Source organism: Marinobacterium sp. BA1 (assembly GCF_041155135.1).
Lineage (GTDB): Bacteria > Pseudomonadota > Gammaproteobacteria > Pseudomonadales > Balneatricaceae > Marinobacterium > Marinobacterium iners.
In genome coordinates this window covers 1,066,778-1,087,073 of the sequence record NZ_BAAFHC010000001.1, presented here as the reverse complement: position 1 = coordinate 1,087,073, position 20,296 = coordinate 1,066,778, and the positions used below count along the sequence as shown (strand labels likewise).

Genomic DNA, 20,296 nt, shown 5'->3' with positions numbered 1-20,296 from the left:
GATATTAAGAGATTCGGTGAAGAACCCAACGAGCGGCGAATGTACCTACCACAAACGCCATCACGACTGTCAGAATGTCGCTGTCAGCAAAACTCAATGATGTAATCATCGGCCCGGGACAGTACCCTGCAAGCCCCCAACCCACACCAAACACAACACCGCCAATAACAAGACGCTTATCAACCTCAGCCTTGGTTGGAAGCCTGAAAAATTCAGCCAGAAGCGGGCGTTTTTGTTTCAAAATAAGTGGCGTCAGCAGCGCATTAACCAGCAAACCGCCAGCCATCACGAATGCCAGAGACGGGTCCCAGCTGCCCAACAGATCAAGAAAATTTGTCACCTTGGCAGGATCAATCATTTGTGACAAGCCAAGACCAAAGCCGAATAGTGAACCGGCAGCAAGTGCGGCCAGCAGTTGTTTCATGGACTGACTCATGCTGCATCTCCCATAAGGTGACGCACAACATACACGGTTACAATCGCACTACCCATAAAACAAAAAGTAGCCACAAGAGAACGCGGACTGCGGCGCGCAAGACCACAAATACCATGACCGCTGGTGCAGCCCGTACCGATCTGTGTACCAATTCCCACAAGCAGGCCCGCAATGATCAGCACAGGCTTGTCAGCAACCGCTGCTATATGCTGCACACCAGCACCCAACCCTGACCACTGATAGAGGAAGCCTCCCAGAATCAACCCAAGAATGAACACGACACGCCAGCCAATATCATCACGAGACTCGGGATAGATAATACCGCCGGCAATTCCGGAAATGCCGGCCACCCGGCCTTTTGCAAGCAACAGAAACGCAGCCGAGAGGCCGATTAAGGCCCCGCCGATCAGTGCAGGGACCGGAGTAAAGTTTATGATTGTCATGGATAGAAGATGCCTTGAAAATTGATATTTAAATTAGATTAGTCTTATATAAAAAGATTATCCCTGAACTGGCAAAAAGTGCAAGCGGAGTAGAGTAGAGTAGAGCAGACCCAGGCCACTGCGGCATGACCTCAGAATGGCGTCTACACTTATAGTCCGGTAACTCAACGCAATTAATGGGGAGGCAGACATGCTGCTGGCAGAAAAACGCTGCATACCTTGCCATGGTGACGTATCAGCGCTTACACGCAAGGATGCCGAAAATTACCTTAAGCAAGTACAAGGCTGGTCACTTTCAGACAACGCGAGTCGCATCCACCGAGAGTTCATTTTCCCTGACTTCAAAACCGCCCTGACTTTTGCTGATCATGTTGGAGAGCTGGCAGAGGAAGCGGGTCACCATCCTGAAATATGCTTCGGCTGGGGCTATGCCAAAGTAGAGATATGGACACACAAAGTTGGCGGTTTGCATGAAAATGACTTCATTCTGGCAGCACAGATAGACGCTCTTGAAGAGGTTTGACCCTCAGCCGCATTAGGGAATGCTACGAATAAGTCCAGCCCAAGGCTCTGAAACGTCGCGATCACTACCTCAGAGGCAAAAATTCAGCACTCATGGCGTTCAAAAGATGGCGGAAGTTCAGGATGGTGGTGTGATCGGGAATGGCCTTATCAGTGACAGCCGAGCAAACAGACGCATGGACGCAATCTCATAGAACGCGTCTTCCATGGCTGGATCACTGAGGTTATACCACTGCTGCATGCAGTGAATGTCCGCGAATGTAAGTTGCTGATCCATCGGTGCGTCCCAAGGCTTTCCTCGTGTCGTTTTTGATATGCTAAAAAATATTATAAATAAATTGAATCAAATGGTTGGAAGATTATATTGAGAATCCACGTTACAAAGAAATTGGCAGAAAAGCTCAAGAAGGCTGGCTTTGAAATCGCTGATTCAGCTGAGGAGCAGCCATCGGCCCTAGGCGACTGGCATGCCAATATCACAACGATTCAGCGTCGTCAGTGTCTGGTGTTTACTCACGACCAGACGCGGTACTCATTGGCATTGATCGGCATGACGCAAAAAGAGATTAAGGAGCTGACGTACTGGTTCAGCGATATGTTGGCTAACACCATGTTAAAGCAGGGCTATCCTGTAGAGTTGATGGAACGTGCCGTGAGCTCATTTAGTGAACTCAGCTTCGATACACAGTGCAGCCGCTCAGTTCAAGGAACATTGCGCAACATGATCTGGGACCTGGAATCGTTTACGTGGGGCGGCACAGAGATCACTGACTTAGCACCATACTCGATTTCCGCAAGCCTCTGTGAACGCCCATGCAGCATCAAAGGCATGAGAGAGCTGGACTGCCTTTGGCCAACCGAAGAGATGCAGAAGCTACTGGAGCAGTTACCAGGGCCACATGAAACACTTCACTGATCGGATATCCCACCAATCACAAATCGCCACAAGCTTGCACAGTACGACACCTCAACCCACGAAACTGAAATCTTCGGCACTCTCCGCACGGGTTGATTAATCCTTAACCACACAAAAAATCCCAGGGCGTGTTATGCGCCTGAAAAAGCAGGATCTCATCTTATCGGCAGTTAACCGTGTTGGCAGGACAGGAATTGAGTTTTTGTACGTAAGATGAGATTGATCTCACGGTAAAATACAAATAACACAAACTCACAGCAATGGAGGCTAACCAGACACTATATTTAACATAATATACATTATGCGAACTTAAATAATCCCAAAAAACAGCCATTGCGCATCAGCAAGCACTTATTTACGCATGATATATCTCGTGAGGATTTTGCAGATAATTGCAGATCAAACCGGGATGCAACTGAATTAGCTCTTCAGTAAGCTCAGACTGCACGACAAACATTGGATGACATGGAGAAAGATCAGTCTTGGCCAGCACCTCATAGAGATGCCCTCTCGTCAAGACGAGCGTATTGTGGTCGATCAGATCAGCTTCAAGCTGTACCAGCGAGCCCACATCAATCTCATTCCAGAGCTGAAGCGACTCCAGCATCATGTCGGCAACAAAGTCTGTTGAGACACCAGTATGCGGACTCATAACCACCACCTCTTGCAGCAAAAAGCTTACAGTCAGTATAGACCCGATCAGGCCTGTATGATTCCGGCCCTCAATGCGAGATGGATGATTTCGGAACCATTGGTGAGACTCAGCTTGCGAAGAATGTTGGCACGGTGCGCATGAACTGTTTTAGGGCTGAGAAATATAGTTTCAGCGATGGCGTTTACGCTGCGCCCCTCAGCCAAAAGTGTAAAAATTTCCAGCTCACGCCGGGTCAGCTGCGCAATGGGAGAATGCTCTGGCGGAACATGTGAGTCTTGCCCAATCTGATCACTGACCGACCTGGAAAAATAGCTGCGCCCACAATAGATTTCACGCACAGCATGCACAAGCTCATCCTGGGCACAGCGCTTGGTCACATAACCTTTAACCCCCGCATCAGCCACCCGCGCGGGGTAAGGACTGGCCTCCCAGATTGTTAACACCAGAATACGCGCATAAGGATCAATAGCCAGAATATGCTTGATGGCATCAAGACCACCTGTCGTTGAGGTCGCCTCTACAGTCGTACTGTCAGCAGGCATGGCGAGATCCATTACAACGACGTCAGGCGATAACTCTCGATACAGCTCAACAGCCTGTCTACCGTTCTCAGCCTCAGCCAAAATCTCCATATCTTCTTCTTTCAACAACATATGCTGGAATCCAGCACGGACGATCGAGTGATCATCAACCAGCAATATGCGGATAGTATCGCTCATATCAGCCCCCCGTGTGTTGATCGAAACGCGCAGAAAGAATACCAGAACCACCCTGCCAACTCACCACTCAGGAATTACCCTTTAGTATATTCCCCTATACTGTCAGCACCCCGATAAACACCAGAGGTGTCAACATCTACGGCCTCAGCCGTGAGACAAGCACTATTATCAAGATGAGCCGGCACTGCAACCAACTCATCACTGAATCCGATCAGTCGAATCCCTTCTTTATCACAATGAGCCAGCACACGTTCCAATGCTTTAAGCACCGACTCCTGTCGATCATTGAATCGATCCAGCTTTTCAACCTGGTGCCTGCGACGACTGGTGACCGTACGCAACACATAATCACCGGCATCCAGCAGCTGAATCGTGAGCCCTGCAAGCTTCTCACGCACCAGTACAGCCTTGGCAACTTCGAACAGAGCCTCATCAGAGCAACTCACCTGGTCGCCCGGCGAGCAGGCACGCAGGCGTTCTGTCACTTCCTGTACGCCAATATCACTGGATAAATAAAATTCCATATTTTCAATTCATTAGGGAAGCAAGTTAAAAAGCTTTATAATCATTCACCCAGCCGATTCCTCAGTCGGGCATTCTCCTGACTTAGCTGATCGCCAAGCTGGCGCAAACGCTGAAGCTCCTCTTCCTGCATTCGCGAGCGTACCCGCAGCTCAATCATGGCCTCAGCATGCCCGCCATTTTCGGCGCCCATATGTTGCAGTTGGCGCACCTCACGCTGAGCAGCATCGCGCTCCACAGTAAGTTTCAACTGCTGCTCTTCCAGTTCAAAGACGCGCCTTTCAAGCTCACGCTTCTCCTGCGCCAGCTGCTCGCAGCGATCGAGCAGCCTTGCGTTCTGACTATGTGCATCAGAAAGAGCCCGCTCACCACCACTGTTTTTTTGCTGTGCAGACTGCAGCAACTCCTGCTGCCTTTGCTCAAGCGCCTGTTTTTGCTCAGCGAACTGATGCTCGGCATAAGCCAGAGCGCGATCCCAGGCCTGATTGGCCAAAGTCAGGACCGGTTCAGGAAGCTCAGGGTGCTCATTTCGACGAGAAATACGCTGCGCAAGAGTATGCCACCAGTCATTCAGGGCGCGATTGATCGTCGTCAGACTACCGCTACCCAACCTCTCACGCACATTTTGCTGCGTAGGCCGGATTCCTTCTTCCAGAAGCTGATCAGCCACCTCAATGACCCGGGCATGTGTATCGCTTTTTTTGGACATATAGTACGCAATATGTATTGAATGATATGTATCGAGCTAGACCAATTTAACGCCTCACTGACAGGAAACGCAAGCCACACATACCCCGATCAGCCAAACTCATCTAAGATACTGTAAAGCCTATAAAAAAGGAGCAGCAACCATGGCTATACGCATTGCAATCAACGGCTACGGCAGGATCGGTCGCAACATCCTGCGCGCCCTGTACGAGAGTGGCCGCGAGCAGGAGTTTGAGGTAGTGGCGATCAATGATCTTGGAGACAGTGCGATCAGTGCTCACTTGACCGAGTACGACTCAGTGCACGGCCGCTTTATGTGGCCAGTTCGCGCTGAAAAGGATCGCTTGATTCTAGGAGAGCACTCTATTCGGATGCTGCGCGAGCCAGATCCTCACGCCCTCCCCTGGCGCGAACTGGGCGTTGATATTGTGTTCGAGTGCACAGGTCGATTTACAGACCGCGAACAGGCCAGTATTCATTTGCAGCAAGGCGCCGGCAAGGTACTGGTTTCTGCCCCAGCCAAGGGAGCCGACGCAACTATTGTTTTCGGCGTTAACGAATCGATACTTACCTCAGAACATCAAGTTGTCTCAAACGCATCCTGCACAACGAATTGCCTGGCCCCGATGGCAAAAGCACTGAACGACTCGATCGGCATCCAGCAAGGCCTCATGACAACCATCCACTCGTACACAAACGATCAACACTTGACTGATGTGTATCACACAGACCTGTATCGAGCACGGGCGGCAGCTCTATCCATGATTCCAACCAAGACCGGTGCCGCCAAGGCAGTTGGACTGGTGCTGCCGGAACTCGATGGCCGACTTTCAGGTCTTGCTGTACGCGTTCCAACTGCAAACGTTTCACTGGTTGACCTGACCTTTACCGCCAACCGCAACACTACCGTTGAAGAGGTGAACGCCATCATGAAACGTGCAGCCGAGGCCAGCAAAGGGATTATTGAGTACAATAGCACTCCTTTAGTATCGATAGATTTCAACCATCACAGCGCCTCTACCATCTATGACAGCCTTCAAACTCAGGTGCTTGGCAGCATGGTTAAGGTGTTCGCCTGGTATGACAACGAGTGGGGTTTTTCTAATCGCATGCTGGATACAGCCAGCTGCATGCACAAGACCTCCTAAGCCAGGGAGCAGAGCGCGTATTTCGTTTGACTTTTTATTCAAGCAACGGGAGAATGCGCGCTCAACGCTTTGATTGAAAAGACCAAGCCCTTAATCAGCGCGCAAAGCCCCGATGGTGAAATTGGTAGACACAAGGGATTTAAAATCCCTCGGCCTTTGGCTGTACCGGTTCGAGTCCGGTTCGGGGCACCAGTCAGTCTGTAAAGAAACCCTTTAAACAACACTTGGATTCTAAAAACAAACTCCCTTTTGATAGTTTTTGCACATAATCACGCCCGTTATATTGCCACCAAGATATCCATGCAAGATCCTAATCTGTACTCCCGAATAAGGCTTGCAGGTGACCTATGGCCTATATACAATCGATATCCGTAGTTTTATTTGCTGCACACCACCTGGATACAACACCTTCTTTATTATCTGTACTGGATGTACACCTAACGTGATACTGACTTGTCAGGAACTATATTGGTATGAGTGAAACCGAACTGCCTGCCTATTTAATGAACCTGGAGCCTGAACAACTGGAACAGGTTCGCAAAATGCTCGTACAGCGTATTGAAGATCAGCAGCAACAGAAACTCAAACAACGCTCCCTCCCCCCCGCCTTTCATGATCTCGACGCCCTTGCAGCCAATACCGGACTGGACTTGTCCAGCTTGATGCGCGACATCAAACGCCGCAGCTGATTTGGACGGTTGCCTTATTTCCTGCACAAGCTATAATCGCCGCTTCGCAGGAGAGAGGGCTCACGCCCCGCCGAAGGCGCAAACTCCCATAATCGCTCAGGCTCAGGTACTGCGACCACACACATATTACGTCGACTGGAGAGCGGTCAGCCAGAACTGACCCACCGAAGGGGCAACACGCCGAAAGCGTGCAAACTCTCAGGTAACCCGGACAGAGGGAGAGGCGGATAAACACCCTAACGGGAGGTTTACACGTGCTCACCTACATCTACATTCTCGCCATTACCGCAGAGGCCATGTCTGGCGCACTTGCTGCCGGCCGTCGTAATATGGATATGTTTGGCGTAAGTGTTATCGCCTTCATCACCGCCCTGGGCGGTGGCACCATTCGCGATATTCTACTGGGACACTTTCCTGTTTCCTGGACACAGCACCCCGAGTACATCTACCTGACTGTCTCAGCCGGACTGATCACCATGCTGATTGCCCGCTTCATGCATCATTTGCACAAGATCTTCCTGCTGCTGGACGCCATGGGCCTTATTGCATTTACCATCATTGGCTGCAATGTAGCCCTTGAGCTCGGCTACAGTACACCCATAGTTGTTATGGCAGGCATGATAACGGGTATTTTTGGGGGCATTCTGCGCGATGTACTGTGTCAGCGAGTACCTGTAGTTTTTCGACACGAACTCTATGCAAGCATCTCTTTGCTGGTTGCATTGCTTTATCTCCAGCTGGAGCAAATGGGATTAAATCATGATCTCAATCTAATACTGTCGTTTGCCACCGGCATCATGATGCGTGTAGCCGCCATATACTGGCACTGGTCGTTGCCTGTATTCAGCTACGCCCCTGGCCGCTGGAAATAATTGCCTGAGGGCAGGCATACGCCTGCCCGTTTAAACCAAGGCGGAGCAGACAGAATCGATAAGCCGAAAAAGAGAGTAATTGATTAGATATAGAGCTGTGCAGAATATTGACAGCACTAACAACGAAGAGGGGAAGTTATTTTGTATGGTTCCATTCCTCTCAGGTGTCAAAAAATCACCTGAGAGGAATGGAGGCTGGAGTCGGAATCGAACCGGCGTACACGGAGTTGCAGTCCGCTGCATGACCACTCTGCCATCCAGCCATACCGTTGAGATTGGAGCGGGAAACGAGACTCGAACTCGCGACCCCGACCTTGGCAAGGTCGTGCTCTACCAACTGAGCTATTCCCGCGCCTCAACAGTGGTGCGTATTATAGAGAGATCCCGCGGGGTGTCAACCATAATACTGAAAAAAATTTGCTTAAATATTAACCACTTACTTCAGATATCATCACTCAGATGAGGCCATGCCGCGTGCAGGTAGAGCACCATTGACCATAGTGTCAGCGCCGCAGCACCATACAGCGCAACAATTCCCAACCAGGAAAGCGGACTATACAGCGGCATTGCTATCAAGATGAGAATCGAGACCATCTGCAGTGTTGTCTTGATTTTTCCAATATTTGATACTGCCACACTGGCACGCTCGCCGAGTTCAGCCATCCATTCGCGCAGAGCCGAAATAACAATTTCTCGCCCTATAATGACAATTGCAGGAATAGTGACCAAAGGAGAAGCGAATACCTCAACCAGCACTACAAGTGCGGCAGCCACCATCAATTTATCTGCCACAGGATCAAGAAAAGCCCCAAAGGGGGAAGCCTGATCAAGCTTCCGAGCCAAATAGCCATCAAACCAGTCAGTAATCGCGGCCAGACCAAAAATGGCGGATGCCGCCCAAGGTGACCACGCATATGGCAGGTAATAAACCAGTATGAAAACTGGAATCAGGACGATGCGAAGCAGCGTCAGTAGGTTGGGTAGTTTTATCGTATACAAATGAGTGTCCCGTTACTTCCTGCTTCAACTTTCGGGGTGGAGTGCGGCATAAATTTCCTGTGCCAACGTCCGGCTTATAGTAGAGACTTTTGCGATTTCTTCAACACTGGCCCGCTCGACCTCTTTGACACCACCAAAATGCTTCAGCAGTTCGCGTCTGCGCTTGGGGCCTACTCCAGATATTCCTTCCAAGGTTGATTTGCGGCGCGCTTTGCCGCGCCTCGCCCGATGCCCTGTAATGGCAAACCGGTGCGATTCATCACGAATATGTTGCAATAGATGCAAAGCGGGCGAATCCGATGCAAGCACAGTCTCTTCCCCGCTATCACCACGAATCAACACTTCAAAGCCCGCTTTCCGAGTCGGCCCCTTCGCCACTCCTACGACCAGTACGTCGTTGATTTGCAGCTCTTCCATAACCATCACTGCCTGTGCAACCTGCCCTTTTCCACCATCAATGATCAACAGATCCGGCAACACCCCCTCCCCCTTGCGCACTCGTGTATACCGACGACTGAGGGCCTGATGCATGGCGGCATAGTCATCCCCGCCTGTTATATTTTCAATATTAAAACGCCGATAGTCCGACTTCTTCGGCCCCTCTCGGTCAAAGACAACACAGGAGGCTACTGTTGCCTCGCCTGAACTGTGACTGATATCAAAGCATTCAAGGCGTTGCGGGATTGAGTCCAGCCCCAGTGCATCCTGCAGTGCCAAATAGCGATTATAGATATTCTGCTTACTGGCCAGATGACTGCCCAGCTGCTGCTCCGCGTTGGTTTGGGCCAGACGCTGCCAACCGGCGCGATCCCCCCTCACGCGCGACATGATGGCCATCTTGCGTCCGCGCCGCTGCTCCAAGGCCTGCTGAATACACTCCTGATCAGGTAGCTCAACGGAAACAATCACGGCTGCAGGAATCTCACGTGGACCGCTTAAATAAAACTGAGCGATAAAAGCAGACAATACTTCCGCTGGCGTATCCTCAATCGACACCCGAGGATGATAAACCTTGCTGCCGATGACGCGCCCACCACGCACAAACAGTGCATGAACACAGACACCACCAGGCTGAACTGCACACCCCAGCACATCGGCATCACCACTTTGCCCACTGACAAACTGCTGCTCCTGTACCTGCTGCAATGCACTGATCTGGTCACGCAGACTGGCGGCACGCTCAAATTCAAGACGGGCGGCGGCATCCTCCATTTCCTGCGCCAGTGTCTGCATCAATTCCTGGCTACGCCCCTGCAGGAACTGCATTGCGTGATTGAGGTCCTGACGATAGGCATCCTCACTAATCAGGCCGACACAGGGTGCCGTACAGCGCCTGATCTGATACTGCAGACAGGGGCGAGAGCGATTTCGAAAGAAACTGTCTTCACACTGGCGAATCCGAAACACCTTCTGCAGCAGATTGAGACTCTCTTTCACTGCACCGGAACTGGGATAGGGGCCAAAATAGCGCCCATTTTTACGCCCTGCCCCCCGCTGAAAAGTGATGGCCGGGAAAGTATCGCGGTCACTGACAAAGATATAGGGATAGGATTTATCGTCGCGCAGCAAAATATTGTAGGGAGGACGCTGCTGCTTGATCAGGTTTTGCTCCAGCAACAGAGCTTCCGTCTCACTGCCGGTGACGGTGACCTCAATACGGCAAATACGAGCAACCAGTGCCTGAGTCTTTGTACTCAGCCCACTGGAGCGAAAATAGCTGCTGACCCGGCTCTTGAGATTTTTAGCTTTACCAACGTAAAGAATTTTTCCGCCGGCATCATACATCTGATACACACCGGGCCGCTGGGTTAATCGGCGCAGGAATGCCTTGCTGTCAAACCCGACAGCGCTATCGGCAGCCGGGTCTTGTTGCTCTTCAGCTAACTTCATTCAGGTTTTTGTTGGCATCCATATGCAGGTGGGTGGCCTCGCGATGAATGGCTTCAAGCTGCTCACGGGTTGCATCCAGAATACCCGCGCCCCGGGAGAGCGACACCTCAAGATAGACACCGATTTCAGCATAGTAATACAGACGCGCATCAAAACTACGTGCCCGCTTCAACTTACTGAGAGAGATCTGCGCACCATTCACCAGAATGGTGTTGATGTCGTTGTCAGACAGTAGAGGATGGCGCTCACGCTCACTCGGCTGCGCAACCGAGGCTGCATGACGCCGACTATTGATGGTTGTCATCTGATCCCTCCTTGACGGGTAGAGGCCTGATTCACCTCCGGAAAATCAGGCGACCAAGGCCGCCAAATCTATTACTTCTTTTGCTGTGCTCGGGCAGCATCCTTGGCGATTTCTCGCTTCAGAAAGCGCACACCAAGAAACGTCATTACCAGCATCGCCGCCACAATCGCAATACTCGGTGCGAATGAAATCATGCTGTATTTATCGATATTCAACATAGAAACTGCTCCTCAATCATTGTAATAATTCTGTTCGCACCGCTGGGCGAAAGAACGGCATTATCTGCAGTTCAGCCCCCTTTCTCAAGCCTTTTGAGCAGACTTGATGTATCCAGTCGACCATTACCCTCGGCCTGCAAATCAGCATAAAACTGGTCAACAAGCGCCGTAACCGGGAGACGCGCACCATTACGCCGGGCTTCTTCAAGCGCAATTCGAAGATCCTTGCGCATCCAGTCCACAGCGAACCCGAAGTCATAACGATCATCCAGCATGCTTTGATGACGGTTTGCCATCTGCCATGACCCTGCAGCTCCGTGCTGAATTACATCAAAAACAGCCTCCCCCTCAAGCCCCGCACGCTTGACGAAGTGCACAGCCTCAGCCAAACCCTGAACCAGCCCGGCAATACAGATCTGATTGACCATTTTGGCAAGTTGACCACTGCCGGCCTCACCCAGCAAACGATGAGACTTGGCATACGCATCAAGCAGAGGCGAAACCCGGCCGTAATCAGCCTCCACCCCGCCAATCATGATACTCAGTACACCGTTTTCGGCTCCGGCTTGACCACCCGAAACAGGAGCGTCAAGAAAGCCACAACCCTGCTCTTTAGCCTGTAAATCCAACTCCCGCGCCACTTCAGCAGAAGCCGTGGTGTGATCTATCAGCACAGAACCTGATGAAAGCGTTTTCAAAACACCTTCCGCTCCGGTAGTCACCTGACGCAAGTCGTCATCATTACCCACGCAGGTAAAGACGAATTCGGCACCCTCTGCAGCAGCAGCCGGTGTCGCGGCAGAACGGCCGGAATAGGTAGCACACCAGTGCTCGGCCTTGCTGCGGGTACGGTTATAGACACATACATCATGCCCGGCGCGCGCCAAATGACCTGCCATCGGAAAACCCATGACACCCAAGCCGATAAAAGCGATTTTAGCCATGATATATTCTCCTTACTCGGCGTAAGCAGCCGATGCAGCCTGTGCAGCCACACCCGCATGAATATCAGCACCCAGTTCAAGCAGCGTATTTTCGAGCGCATCTATGCATACCATAACGTGACGCCGCGTGCATGAGCTGCCCATAAGACCGATACGCCATACCTTACCCGCCAGAACCCCGAGGCCCGCACCGATTTCAAGCCCATAACGCTCCAGCAAAAGTGAACGCACACGGGCTTCATCAACCCCAGTCGGCACTGCAACCGAATTCAGCTGAGGCAAACGCACTGGCGCATCAACAGTAAAATGAAGCCCCATCGCCTCAAGCCCAGCCCGCAAGGCCTGATGATGGTACTGATGACGCTCCCAAGCCTGCTTGATACCCTCTTCCTGCAGCATGACCAACGACTCATGCAAACCGTACAGCGCATTAACTGGCGCCGTGTGATGGTAGGCGCGTTTCTGCCCTCCACCCCAGTATCCCATCACCAACTTCTTATCAAGGAACCAGCTGGGGACGCGACTCTCTCGCTGCCGCACCTTTTCGAGCGCGCGCTCACTGAAACTGACGGGAGAAATTCCGGGCGGGGCCGACAGGCACTTTTGAGTGCCTGAATAGATGGCATCTATCCCCCAGAGGTCAACCTCAAGCTCTATCCCACCCAGAGAGGTGACTGCATCAACAATGGTCAAACAGCCATAGTCACGCGCCAGGCGACACAAAGCCTCTGCATCGGAACGAACACCGGTTGAGGTTTCTGCATGAACGAAGGCCAGCAGTTTGATGTCGTCATGCTGCTCCATCAGCACCCTGACCTTATCCAGGCTGACCGCTGTGCCCCATTCATCTTCAACCATCAGAGCGATGCCACCGAAGCGCTCAACGTTTTCTTTCATGCGCCCGCCGAACACGCCGTTTTGGCAGACGATCACCTTGTCACCCGGCTCAACCAGGTTAACAAAGCACGCTTCCATCCCCGCCGAGCCCGGTGCTGAAACAGGCATGGTCAATTCGTTGTTGGTGCGCAGGACAAACTGCAACAGCTGCTTGATTTCATCCATCATGCCAATAAAGGCAGGATCAAGATGCCCAATAGTTGGGCGAGCCATGGCCGCAAGCACACGCGGGCTAACATCAGAAGGCCCTGGTCCCATAAGAGTTCGCAGCGGGGGATGGAAAGAATTGATCATGTCAATTTCCTTAAATAACAATTATTTATGATTATTACTTTGCGTTGTTTGTAGCCCTTGCGGCGATCCGTTTCACAATGGCAATTACCATCTCGGCTGAATGTTGTGCCGCCTTATCAAGAAACTGCTCAAATGAAAGATTCGACTCCTTGCCTGCAATATCCGAAAGCGCACGGATAACGATAAAAGGCGTACCGAATTGATGACAGGTTTGGGCGATGGCAGCAGCTTCCATCTCGACCGCCTTCATGGACGGAAACAGAACCCTAGTGCTCGCCACGCGCGACGGACAGTTCATAAAACTATCACCGGTTGCAATAAGCCCTCGAACCGTATTGACATGAGGCATCTGTGCAATGCACTCCTCTGCCATTCTCGCCAGCAAGGGGTCGGCCGTGAACGCTGCGGGCAGCCCGGGCACCTGACCAGGCTCATAACCAAATACCGTTACATCCACATCATGATGACGAACCTCATCCGAAATCACGACATCGCCTACATTGAGCGCAGCATCAAACCCGCCGGCCGATCCGGTGTTAATGACACAATCTGGCTCAAACTGCTGCAACAGCAAGGTTGTACCTATCGCGGCATTGACCTTACCGATACCGGACTTGAGTAACACCACCTCAACGCCATCAAGCGCTCCAGTATAAAAGGGATAACCAGCCACCATGTGGGTGCCGACACCCTGCAGGGAGTTTTTGAGTAATTCGATCTCTTGATCCATTGCACCAATAAGAGCAATGCGCGGGGGACGAGTCAGATTTTCAAGTACTTCAGCAAAGGAGGGCTTCATTGTCATTGAGATAGCGCTTCAGGGTTCGATATGGCGGAAAAAACTCATGCTACCACGACAGGTTCAATTCGCAATTTAGAACCGCACAAAACGCATGACTCCAGCCCTATTCAACCCTGAATCACACACTCGCCATAAAGAATAAAATTAAGTACACAATACGTATTGTGTACTTAATTCACATACACAAGCTATGATTTATTTTAACAACACCCGTAATATTTGATTGACAAGGCGAGGCAACCGTATAGAATGATTTTCAGCTTGAAAGTAACGCATATATTTACGTACGACCATTTCGAAGTCCTGCCTTGTAGTTAGTACTCGTCCTGAGATTCATAAGTAGATAGCAACTTTTAGAGCAAACCGCCTCGACACAGTCTTGGCAAAAAAATATTTTGAAATTTAGGATAGATCATCATGTCTACTACTACCGGCACCGTTAAGTGGTTCAACGAAACTAAAGGCTTTGGCTTCATCGAGCAGGAATCCGGTCCGGACGTCTTTGCTCACTTCAGCGCTATCCAGGGTTCAGGCTTCAAAACCCTGCACGAAGGCCAGAAGGTTGAGTTCAAGGTCACTCAGGGCCAGAAAGGTCCTCAGGCTGAGAACATCGTTCCGCTGTAAGCTTGCTCTTACTGCCGAATCTAAAAAAAGCGACCACGAGTCGCTTTTTTTGTGCCTGATTTTTGTATCAAAATATTCAGCAGCTTGCGCAGACAGGACGCCCCGACAAACCGAGGCACCCCCTCCCTCAATTGTTAACCCGCAGCGGCAACCGCTCGGGGGCGGCGAGCACGACGACGAGCATGCGCGCTGCCAGCCGGCTTCTGACCATCCTTATGCTCTACCTTGGGCTTGCGGGCGCCCCGCTTCTGCTCACCGCCACGCTTTGACGCAGGCACTCGAGTACCCGCAGGCGGCAATGGATGCACAGGCTCAAAGCCTTCAACCTCCTGACGCTCGATCGTCTGCCGCGTCAAACGCTCAATACCGAACAAAAGATCAGCCTCATCGGCACACACCAGCGAAACAGCCTGCCCTGTTGCACCGGCACGACCAGTACGACCTATGCGATGCACATAATCTTCGGCCACATTTGGCAGCTCGAAGTTAACTACCTGCGGCAGCTGGTCGATATCCAGCCCGCGAGCCGCGATATCAGTTGCGACCAGCACCTCTACCGCGCCGGATTTGAAGTCAGCCAGCGCCTTGGTGCGTGCACCCTGGCTTTTGTTGCCATGAATGGCGGCCGACTTGACACCAGCATCATCCAGAAACTTGGCCAGCTTGTTGGCACCATGCTTGGTTTTTGTAAACACCAGCACCTGCTTCCAGCCATGCTGGCGAATCAATTCAAGCAACAGATCCGGTTTTCGCTTCTTATCAACCGGACTCAACCACTGCCTGACTGTATCCGCCGTACTGTTGCCGGGACTAACCGACACCTCAACCGGATCATTCACAATACCCTTGGCCAGCTTGCGAATCGGGTCAGAAAACGTGGCCGAAAACATCAGGTTCTGACGTCGAGCCGGCAGCAGCGCCATGATCTTGCGAATATCATTGATAAAACCCATATCCAGCATACGGTCGGCTTCATCCAACACCAGAATTTCCAGATGATTGAAGCGGATGGCATTTTGCTGATACAGATCCAGCAGACGCCCTGGCGTCGCGACCAATACATCCACTCCGCCGCGCAGCTTTTGCATCTGCGGGTTGATCTTCACACCACCAAACACCACAGCAGAGCGCAGCTTCAGATTACGCCCATAGGTAGCAACGCTTTCGCCCACCTGAGCAGCCAGTTCACGGGTTGGTGTCAATACCAGAGCCCGTGCCTGATTGGCACCCGCAGGCTTTCCGCCTACCAGGCGCTCCAGCATCGGCAGCGTAAATCCGGCTGTTTTACCCGTACCGGTTTGGGCGGCCGCCATTACATCACGACCTGCCAGCACAGCAGGAATCGCCTGCAACTGGATGGGGGAAGGGGTGTCGTAGCCCTGATCAGCTACCGCTTTCAGCAACGGAGCTGACAGCCCCAGAGAAGCAAAACTCATGCAACATTAGTCTCTTGAAGTACAACAGGGATAGCCGACAAGCCGGAATAGCGTGACGGCGATATGAGGTGTAACAGGTATAATTGAAAAATCACTGCGCACTAGCTTACCCTAGATGCCGCTCAACAGCCATCTGAATCTCAACCACCCCTGCCAGCAACCAACAGCTCTGCTATCATAGCACCAACAACATCATACCCGGCATCGCATCCATACCTTATGCATTACTGGAGATGATATCCCTAATTAATTGTTCAAAAAGGTTTTTTAATGAACGTCGAGAGCTTCAATTTTTATAGTTCAAAATGATCGTTCATAAACAATAGGTTAACTAACCATTAAATCTAATCATCGGGATTAGTCACAGTAATGGTAGCAGTTATGATTCTGCTACATGATTTTTTTCTCACACAGGCCTTACCCCTCCCCACCCTACTGCCAAAACCGCCAAAACCTCTTTTACCACCTTAAACGTGTAGTATATGCTACACATTATGAATGGACTTGGACCTTACATCCGCCAGCAACGCGAACTGCGGCGCCAGCACGACAAAGGCTACTCACTGCGGCAAGTAGCCGAACGCGTGGGCATAAAGCCGACCTATCTGAGCAAGATCGAGCGTGAAGAGCTGCCACCGCCCAGCGAGGACGCACTCAAGCGACTGGCTCAGGAGCTAAATCTGGATGCAGATGTGCTGCTGGCCATGGCCGGTAAGGTATCCGCTGACCTGCGTGAGATCATCTGCCAACGTCCACAACTGTTTTCTCAGCTGCTGCGACAGCTTAAAGACACACCCGACCATGCAGTACTGCGCCTTGTGCGTGAGGTTTCGGACGGAGACTGGTAACAACCACTCTAATCAAGGAAGGAGACTCATCATGGTCACTTTGGAAAATGACACCCTTGTCTTCCGGTTCCCGGAAGTTCATGCCGATGCCGTCCTGCGCATCAGCTTTCAGCGCACCCTGCGCATACCGGATGATGGCAAGGAATACCCTCTGCCGGCAGGCTTGGGTCAATTTCCACTGGTTCATATCGAAGATCACCATGCAAAGGTGCCTGAACACTGGTTACAGCGTGGCGGTGTCATGATGCCGATGTATCAGTCGGAGGCAATGTGGATCAACTTCAGCGGACAATACCCGATGGCGGTCAAAATAGCGGCCGGGAAGATCAATGCTGTGACTGGTGGCGGCTGGCAAAACGACCTTCAGGCTGATCCACAAGACTATGTCACCATACCTAAGCAGCCATGGCTGGACGGCTTTTCCACCGGGCATGATCAGGTGCGCCAGTTTGTCGCCAGCCCATTAGGCGATGGCCAGTCCGTTGAAGAACAGCTTACCGGCGAGGCCGAGTTTGGCGGACTGCAGATCATCGCCTACCCGCTCAAGGCTGATATTTACGAGCGTGAACAGGAAGAAGAACGCAAGCGAATAGCCCAGCTTGAACAGGATGGCATCGAGTTACCGATGTTTTTCAGGCGGTCGGCAGAACCGATGGGGCTGGGCCTTGGCGGCAAAATCAAGCAGACGATATACGAAGACTCACGCGGTATTGATGCATGGGACCAAACAACCTCACGCTGCTTTATTCATATTATCAATAGCAAGCAGTGGCAGGAGGTAACCGATGAGCCTGTCCCGCACCCACCGGTTACGCGCAAGCAATACAAGCAGGAAGGTATCCCCTGGTTCAGCTATTACGATGACAATGCCCAAGGCCTTGCGGGAAGCACCGTCCTCGACAAGCTCAAAACCTTCGCCCAGTTCCAGAAGCCAGGCTCCGAGTCGAACAAAAGCATCAAGGTGCCGACGACCATCAAGATCCGCGCCAGCGATCGGGTGAGTGAAGGGGAATTTTAACTCGCAGCCACGACAAGACGTTGTTGGATATGAATTCAGCTGATGTTTGCACGCCGAGATCGATTGCCGATCTGATCATTGGTCAGATCCGGCAAGGTGTTGATGATTGGCACATGCCTTGGCATGAAGGCCTTACAGAGCCAATTAACCCCGTTACACAGCGCACGTTCCAAGGCCGTAATGCGATAACCCTGTGGATTGAGGGCCAGCTGAGGGGGTGTTCTTCCCCCTACTGGGCCACACTTCACCAATGGTCAAAGATTGGCGGCCGCCTACGCAAGGGGTGCAAAGGCGTCAAAGTCACACTGCCCGTGACGTTCAAACAACCTCTTCGTGGTGGCACCCATTCCATTCAGCACTCTTTTCGTCACTACACGGTTTTTAATTATGATGATGTGAATGGTGTCGATTTTGGCTATCCCGACCTGTTTGATCAGCCGGAGTCCCGATCACAAACCGTTAATCAGAACGAGCAAGCCGAGCAAGTGGTTATAGCATCGGGCGCGATCATCAGGTTCGAAGGCAACAAGCCCTTTTACAGCCCTGCCAGCGATACCATTCACATGCCACCTCGACAAAGCTTTACGCCCAGTGCACACGCCACAGCAGGTGAAAACTTTTATGCTACGCTGCTTCATGAGTTGATTCACTGGACTCAAAAGCCTCATCGCTGCGATCGTCAAAAATTCTCCGATGATCCAGTTGCAAGCTACGCATTTGAAGAACTGGTGGCAGAGCTCGGCGCTGCCATTCTGAACACGCGCTTTCATAAACTTCCTGAGCCCCGTCAGGACCACGCAGAATATATTAGTTCCTGGTTATCGGCACTTGAGGACGACATAGCCTATTTATACCGAGCGATGGGGCAGGCCCAGATAGCGGCCGATTGGTTATGCAAGCGGGCTGGATTGGCTAACAACAGTACTGATCTCCCCTTGTTCGGCTTGTCTGAGCAATTGCCATCAGGCAATGTACCTGAGGAAGTGGAGCTGCATGTCGAGACAGCCCCTGTCTTTGAACCCTCGAAGCCGTTAGTGGCCCTATTCGTGGAGTGCTTATCAGGCACTACAGAAGGATTTGTCCGTTTCAGGCGATTCAAGATCGGATGCGGGCGTTGTGATGCTATTTTTAATGTCACACTGGAACGCGATGATCCGGGAGCGCGTTGTCCTGAATGCCATGGATACAATCTGCTCGAAGGAACGATGCAATGATCACAAACCCCATCATCCGGCGCTCTACCCGATTGCTCGCCGCCGTGCATGAGTTGCACAAACAGGGCTATCAGGATCTTGCCGTACACACTGCTATGGCACCCTCAGGTGCATACTGGCGCTGCAGGCTGACTGTATTCGACTATCTGCAGTGGGACGGTGAAGCCTGGGTAGACATACCCGGTGCCGATATCGAATCTATCGAGCATTCTTCCGGACCTGAAGGCTATGATTATTTCGGCTGGCATGATGCCAGGCAGGATACGGCGCGCGAACTGGCCGCCAAAATCAAAACCCGCTTTCCACGCCTGATGGCGCGCGCGCACCGGCAAAACTATGAATATGCCGGCTGGTTCACGTACATGCTGGGTATCGCAGAGCAGGGTCACTTACCTGTCATGACGGCTGATCATGAGACTGTTCACGGCAAGGATATCACCACCACCTCGCCGGATATAAGTATCAAGAGACCGCCGCACAGAACCGTATGGCAAACCGGTGACCACTGGTTTTTCTTTACCAGTCCACCCCATCTGAAACCGGACGACGACTGGCACAATGCATACATTACCCTCCTGGCAGGTAATCGGAACTCGGGACCTTACTACCCAGCACCCTACTATCCGATTGCGACCGGTGACATCTTCGAGATTGGCGCCTACTGGGAAGGCGCCCTCTACTATATCCAAGCCGTTCTCGGTTTTACTCGGATCGATGAATTTCTTACCGCACTGCGCATGCCGCCAAGGGATTCCGAGCGCTGGCAGATTTTTTTGCACATATGGAACAGCGACGGCCAACTGGACACCTTGGTGGCCTTTCTCGTTCGCGTTATGCTCAGGGATAGCGACAAATACAGTTTGAAGATGCCGGATAAGCTGTATTGGACGCGATGGATTAAAGCCTTCGAAAACACCAATAAAGATCAATGGGTTGCACAGAATAAGCCGCCACATCCGTTTTTCAGCGGCAAAGGCAATCCGCTACATCTCGGCATCATTCTGTCCTGCATCGAGTCAGGAGATCACTTGTGTTAAGACTGATTGCAGGAGGGGAGCTGTAGAACGCAGTTTTCCCACCCTCTTCCAAATGAAACTTTGATAGACTTCCTGCAACACGTTGAAAAGTAGCAGGATGCCAACAGTCTTCCAACTGTGTGGCATGATGATATGGCAAGG

Annotated in this window: 24 protein-coding genes, 3 tRNA genes, 1 pseudogene and 2 riboswitches; of the genes and pseudogenes, 11 read left to right on the top strand and 17 right to left on the bottom strand. The window is 51.7% G+C overall.

Annotated features, from left to right (window positions below; all coding sequences use genetic code 11):
- Window positions 1–4: 4 nt before the first annotated feature.
- Both ACAM29_RS05320 and ACAM29_RS05315 read right to left on the bottom strand, forming a co-directional pair.
- Entirely contained in the window at window positions 5–424 is a 420-nt protein-coding gene (locus ACAM29_RS05320; RefSeq protein WP_369623447.1) for a DUF6691 family protein, read from the bottom strand.
- An 8-nt stretch (window positions 425–432) separates the two neighbouring features.
- Window positions 433–879 carry a YeeE/YedE family protein gene (locus ACAM29_RS05315; protein WP_206841592.1) on the bottom strand — a complete coding sequence of 149 codons (447 nt, stop codon included), beginning with the start codon at window positions 877–879 and terminating at the stop codon, window positions 433–435.
- A 190-nt stretch (window positions 880–1,069) separates the two neighbouring features.
- Between ACAM29_RS05315 and ACAM29_RS05310 the strand changes: the two genes are divergently transcribed.
- The gene (locus tag ACAM29_RS05310) at window positions 1,070–1,402 is read left to right on the top strand and encodes a 4a-hydroxytetrahydrobiopterin dehydratase (protein ID WP_369623446.1); all 333 of its coding nucleotides are present in this window, start codon (window positions 1,070–1,072) and stop codon (window positions 1,400–1,402) included.
- A 100-nt stretch (window positions 1,403–1,502) separates the two neighbouring features.
- Here the strand turns inward: ACAM29_RS05310 and ACAM29_RS05305 are convergent.
- Window positions 1,503–1,651: pseudogene (locus ACAM29_RS05305) on the bottom strand (transposase); the annotation flags it as partial.
- 114 nt (window positions 1,652–1,765) lie between these two features.
- On the opposite strand from ACAM29_RS05305, the gene ACAM29_RS05300 reads away from it, so the two are divergent.
- Entirely contained in the window at window positions 1,766–2,317 is a 552-nt protein-coding gene (locus tag ACAM29_RS05300; RefSeq protein WP_369623445.1) for a hypothetical protein, read from the top strand.
- 355 nt (window positions 2,318–2,672) lie between these two features.
- Here the strand turns inward: ACAM29_RS05300 and ACAM29_RS05295 are convergent, their stop codons facing one another.
- The 4 genes from ACAM29_RS05295 to ACAM29_RS05280 form a co-directional block, all read right to left on the bottom strand.
- Window positions 2,673–2,969, bottom strand: coding sequence for a hypothetical protein (locus tag ACAM29_RS05295; protein WP_091824080.1), 297 nt, complete (start codon window positions 2,967–2,969; stop codon window positions 2,673–2,675).
- A gap of 47 nt (window positions 2,970–3,016) precedes the next feature.
- Complete coding sequence (locus tag ACAM29_RS05290) at window positions 3,017–3,691, bottom strand: response regulator transcription factor (protein ID WP_206841652.1); 675 nt, start codon at window positions 3,689–3,691, stop codon at window positions 3,017–3,019.
- A 74-nt stretch (window positions 3,692–3,765) separates the two neighbouring features.
- Entirely contained in the window at window positions 3,766–4,215 is a 450-nt protein-coding gene (locus ACAM29_RS05285; RefSeq protein WP_369623444.1) for a response regulator, read from the bottom strand.
- Window positions 4,216–4,256: 41 nt separating this feature from the next.
- The gene (locus ACAM29_RS05280; RefSeq protein ID WP_369623443.1) at window positions 4,257–4,922 is read right to left on the bottom strand and encodes a DNA-binding protein; all 666 of its coding nucleotides are present in this window, start codon (window positions 4,920–4,922) and stop codon (window positions 4,257–4,259) included.
- 142 nt (window positions 4,923–5,064) lie between these two features.
- On the opposite strand from ACAM29_RS05280, the gene gap reads away from it, so the two are divergent.
- The 4 genes from gap to ACAM29_RS05260 all read left to right on the top strand — a co-directional run bounded on the left by gap (window position 5,065) and on the right by ACAM29_RS05260 (window position 7,630).
- On the top strand, window positions 5,065–6,069 hold the full coding sequence (gene gap, locus ACAM29_RS05275) for a type I glyceraldehyde-3-phosphate dehydrogenase (protein WP_091824072.1): 1,005 nt from the start codon (window positions 5,065–5,067) through the stop codon (window positions 6,067–6,069).
- 106 nt (window positions 6,070–6,175) lie between these two features.
- Window positions 6,176–6,261, top strand: a tRNA-Leu gene (locus tag ACAM29_RS05270).
- Between the two features lie 281 nt (window positions 6,262–6,542).
- Window positions 6,543–6,758: a hypothetical protein gene (locus ACAM29_RS05265; protein WP_206841686.1), complete on the top strand. Its 216-nt coding sequence runs from the start codon at window positions 6,543–6,545 to the stop codon at window positions 6,756–6,758.
- Window positions 6,759–6,795: 37 nt separating this feature from the next.
- Window positions 6,796–6,880, top strand: a riboswitch (glycine riboswitch).
- Between the two features lie 3 nt (window positions 6,881–6,883).
- Window positions 6,884–6,983: riboswitch (glycine riboswitch) on the top strand.
- A gap of 29 nt (window positions 6,984–7,012) precedes the next feature.
- Window positions 7,013–7,630, top strand: a complete 618-nt coding sequence (locus ACAM29_RS05260; RefSeq protein WP_091824066.1) for a trimeric intracellular cation channel family protein — start codon at window positions 7,013–7,015, stop codon at window positions 7,628–7,630.
- Between the two features lie 189 nt (window positions 7,631–7,819).
- On the opposite strand, the gene ACAM29_RS05255 is transcribed toward ACAM29_RS05260, so the two are convergent.
- The 9 genes from ACAM29_RS05255 to mtnN form a co-directional block, all read right to left on the bottom strand.
- Window positions 7,820–7,893 (bottom strand) — tRNA-Cys (locus ACAM29_RS05255).
- Between the two features lie 13 nt (window positions 7,894–7,906).
- Window positions 7,907–7,982 (bottom strand) — tRNA-Gly (locus tag ACAM29_RS05250).
- Between the two features lie 89 nt (window positions 7,983–8,071).
- A complete protein-coding gene (gene pgsA / locus ACAM29_RS05245; protein ID WP_091824538.1) occupies window positions 8,072–8,620 on the bottom strand; it encodes a CDP-diacylglycerol--glycerol-3-phosphate 3-phosphatidyltransferase in 549 nt (182 codons plus the stop codon).
- A gap of 33 nt (window positions 8,621–8,653) precedes the next feature.
- On the bottom strand, window positions 8,654–10,519 hold the full coding sequence (uvrC, locus tag ACAM29_RS05240; protein WP_369623442.1) for an excinuclease ABC subunit UvrC: 1,866 nt from the start codon (window positions 10,517–10,519) through the stop codon (window positions 8,654–8,656).
- On the bottom strand, window positions 10,506–10,823 hold the full coding sequence (locus tag ACAM29_RS05235; RefSeq protein WP_091824061.1) for an excinuclease ABC subunit C: 318 nt from the start codon (window positions 10,821–10,823) through the stop codon (window positions 10,506–10,508). The genes uvrC and ACAM29_RS05235 overlap by 14 nt, the downstream gene beginning before the upstream one ends.
- A 71-nt stretch (window positions 10,824–10,894) precedes the next feature.
- A complete protein-coding gene (locus ACAM29_RS05230; protein WP_175527586.1) occupies window positions 10,895–11,041 on the bottom strand; it encodes a hypothetical protein in 147 nt (48 codons plus the stop codon).
- 71 nt (window positions 11,042–11,112) lie between these two features.
- Window positions 11,113–11,985: an NAD(P)-dependent oxidoreductase gene (locus ACAM29_RS05225; RefSeq protein WP_369623441.1), complete on the bottom strand. Its 873-nt coding sequence runs from the start codon at window positions 11,983–11,985 to the stop codon at window positions 11,113–11,115.
- 12 nt (window positions 11,986–11,997) lie between these two features.
- Window positions 11,998–13,176: an alanine--glyoxylate aminotransferase family protein gene (locus tag ACAM29_RS05220; RefSeq protein WP_369623440.1), complete on the bottom strand. Its 1,179-nt coding sequence runs from the start codon at window positions 13,174–13,176 to the stop codon at window positions 11,998–12,000.
- A gap of 34 nt (window positions 13,177–13,210) precedes the next feature.
- Complete coding sequence (mtnN, locus tag ACAM29_RS05215) at window positions 13,211–13,981, bottom strand: 5'-methylthioadenosine/S-adenosylhomocysteine nucleosidase (RefSeq protein WP_369623439.1); 771 nt, start codon at window positions 13,979–13,981, stop codon at window positions 13,211–13,213.
- A 414-nt stretch (window positions 13,982–14,395) separates the two neighbouring features.
- Here mtnN and ACAM29_RS05210 point away from each other — a divergent pair, with 414 nt between their 5' ends.
- Window positions 14,396–14,602, top strand: a complete 207-nt coding sequence (locus ACAM29_RS05210; RefSeq protein WP_091824050.1) for a cold-shock protein — start codon at window positions 14,396–14,398, stop codon at window positions 14,600–14,602.
- 134 nt (window positions 14,603–14,736) lie between these two features.
- On the opposite strand, the gene ACAM29_RS05205 is transcribed toward ACAM29_RS05210, so the two are convergent.
- Window positions 14,737–16,038, bottom strand: coding sequence for a DEAD/DEAH box helicase (locus ACAM29_RS05205; protein ID WP_206841699.1), 1,302 nt, complete (start codon window positions 16,036–16,038; stop codon window positions 14,737–14,739).
- A 482-nt stretch (window positions 16,039–16,520) separates the two neighbouring features.
- Between ACAM29_RS05205 and ACAM29_RS05200 the strand changes: the two genes are divergently transcribed.
- From ACAM29_RS05200 to ACAM29_RS05185, 4 genes are read left to right on the top strand one after another with little or no spacing between them, the layout of a single operon-like run.
- Window positions 16,521–16,886, top strand: coding sequence for a helix-turn-helix domain-containing protein (locus tag ACAM29_RS05200; protein WP_369623438.1), 366 nt, complete (start codon window positions 16,521–16,523; stop codon window positions 16,884–16,886).
- A gap of 31 nt (window positions 16,887–16,917) precedes the next feature.
- On the top strand, window positions 16,918–17,904 hold the full coding sequence (locus tag ACAM29_RS05195; protein WP_206841706.1) for a hypothetical protein: 987 nt from the start codon (window positions 16,918–16,920) through the stop codon (window positions 17,902–17,904).
- Between the two features lie 29 nt (window positions 17,905–17,933).
- A complete protein-coding gene (locus tag ACAM29_RS05190; protein ID WP_369625120.1) occupies window positions 17,934–19,118 on the top strand; it encodes an ArdC family protein in 1,185 nt (394 codons plus the stop codon).
- Entirely contained in the window at window positions 19,115–20,155 is a 1,041-nt protein-coding gene (locus tag ACAM29_RS05185; protein WP_369623437.1) for a hypothetical protein, read from the top strand. Before ACAM29_RS05190 ends, ACAM29_RS05185 begins: the two co-directional genes overlap by 4 nt.
- The last annotated feature ends 141 nt before the right edge of the window (window positions 20,156–20,296 follow it).

Excerpts from the sequence above, each read along its gene's own strand:
- ACAM29_RS05320 (WP_369623447.1), bottom strand. The coding sequence starts at position 424 with ATGAAACAACTGCTGGCCGCACTTGCTGCCGGTTCACTATTCGGCTTT.
- ACAM29_RS05315 (WP_206841592.1), bottom strand. The coding sequence starts at position 879 with ATGACAATCATAAACTTTACTCCGGTCCCTGCACTGATCGGCGGGGCC.
- ACAM29_RS05310 (WP_369623446.1), top strand. The coding sequence starts at position 1,070 with ATGCTGCTGGCAGAAAAACGCTGCATACCTTGCCATGGTGACGTATCA.
- ACAM29_RS05295 (WP_091824080.1), bottom strand. The coding sequence starts at position 2,969 with ATGAGTCCGCATACTGGTGTCTCAACAGACTTTGTTGCCGACATGATG.
- ACAM29_RS05290 (WP_206841652.1), bottom strand. The coding sequence starts at position 3,691 with ATGAGCGATACTATCCGCATATTGCTGGTTGATGATCACTCGATCGTC.
- ACAM29_RS05285 (WP_369623444.1), bottom strand. The coding sequence starts at position 4,215 with ATGGAATTTTATTTATCCAGTGATATTGGCGTACAGGAAGTGACAGAA.
- ACAM29_RS05280 (WP_369623443.1), bottom strand. The coding sequence starts at position 4,922 with ATGTCCAAAAAAAGCGATACACATGCCCGGGTCATTGAGGTGGCTGAT.
- gap (WP_091824072.1), top strand. The coding sequence starts at position 5,065 with ATGGCTATACGCATTGCAATCAACGGCTACGGCAGGATCGGTCGCAAC.
- ACAM29_RS05265 (WP_206841686.1), top strand. The coding sequence starts at position 6,543 with ATGAGTGAAACCGAACTGCCTGCCTATTTAATGAACCTGGAGCCTGAA.
- uvrC (WP_369623442.1), bottom strand. The coding sequence starts at position 10,519 with ATGAAGTTAGCTGAAGAGCAACAAGACCCGGCTGCCGATAGCGCTGTC.
- ACAM29_RS05235 (WP_091824061.1), bottom strand. The coding sequence starts at position 10,823 with ATGACAACCATCAATAGTCGGCGTCATGCAGCCTCGGTTGCGCAGCCG.
- ACAM29_RS05230 (WP_175527586.1), bottom strand. The coding sequence starts at position 11,041 with ATGTTGAATATCGATAAATACAGCATGATTTCATTCGCACCGAGTATT.
- ACAM29_RS05225 (WP_369623441.1), bottom strand. The coding sequence starts at position 11,985 with ATGGCTAAAATCGCTTTTATCGGCTTGGGTGTCATGGGTTTTCCGATG.
- ACAM29_RS05220 (WP_369623440.1), bottom strand. The coding sequence starts at position 13,176 with ATGATCAATTCTTTCCATCCCCCGCTGCGAACTCTTATGGGACCAGGG.
- mtnN (WP_369623439.1), bottom strand. The coding sequence starts at position 13,981 with ATGACAATGAAGCCCTCCTTTGCTGAAGTACTTGAAAATCTGACTCGT.
- ACAM29_RS05210 (WP_091824050.1), top strand. The coding sequence starts at position 14,396 with ATGTCTACTACTACCGGCACCGTTAAGTGGTTCAACGAAACTAAAGGC.
- ACAM29_RS05205 (WP_206841699.1), bottom strand. The coding sequence starts at position 16,038 with ATGAGTTTTGCTTCTCTGGGGCTGTCAGCTCCGTTGCTGAAAGCGGTA.
- ACAM29_RS05200 (WP_369623438.1), top strand. The coding sequence starts at position 16,521 with ATGCTACACATTATGAATGGACTTGGACCTTACATCCGCCAGCAACGC.
- ACAM29_RS05195 (WP_206841706.1), top strand. The coding sequence starts at position 16,918 with ATGGTCACTTTGGAAAATGACACCCTTGTCTTCCGGTTCCCGGAAGTT.
- ACAM29_RS05190 (WP_369625120.1), top strand. The coding sequence starts at position 17,934 with ATGAATTCAGCTGATGTTTGCACGCCGAGATCGATTGCCGATCTGATC.
- ACAM29_RS05185 (WP_369623437.1), top strand. The coding sequence starts at position 19,115 with ATGATCACAAACCCCATCATCCGGCGCTCTACCCGATTGCTCGCCGCC.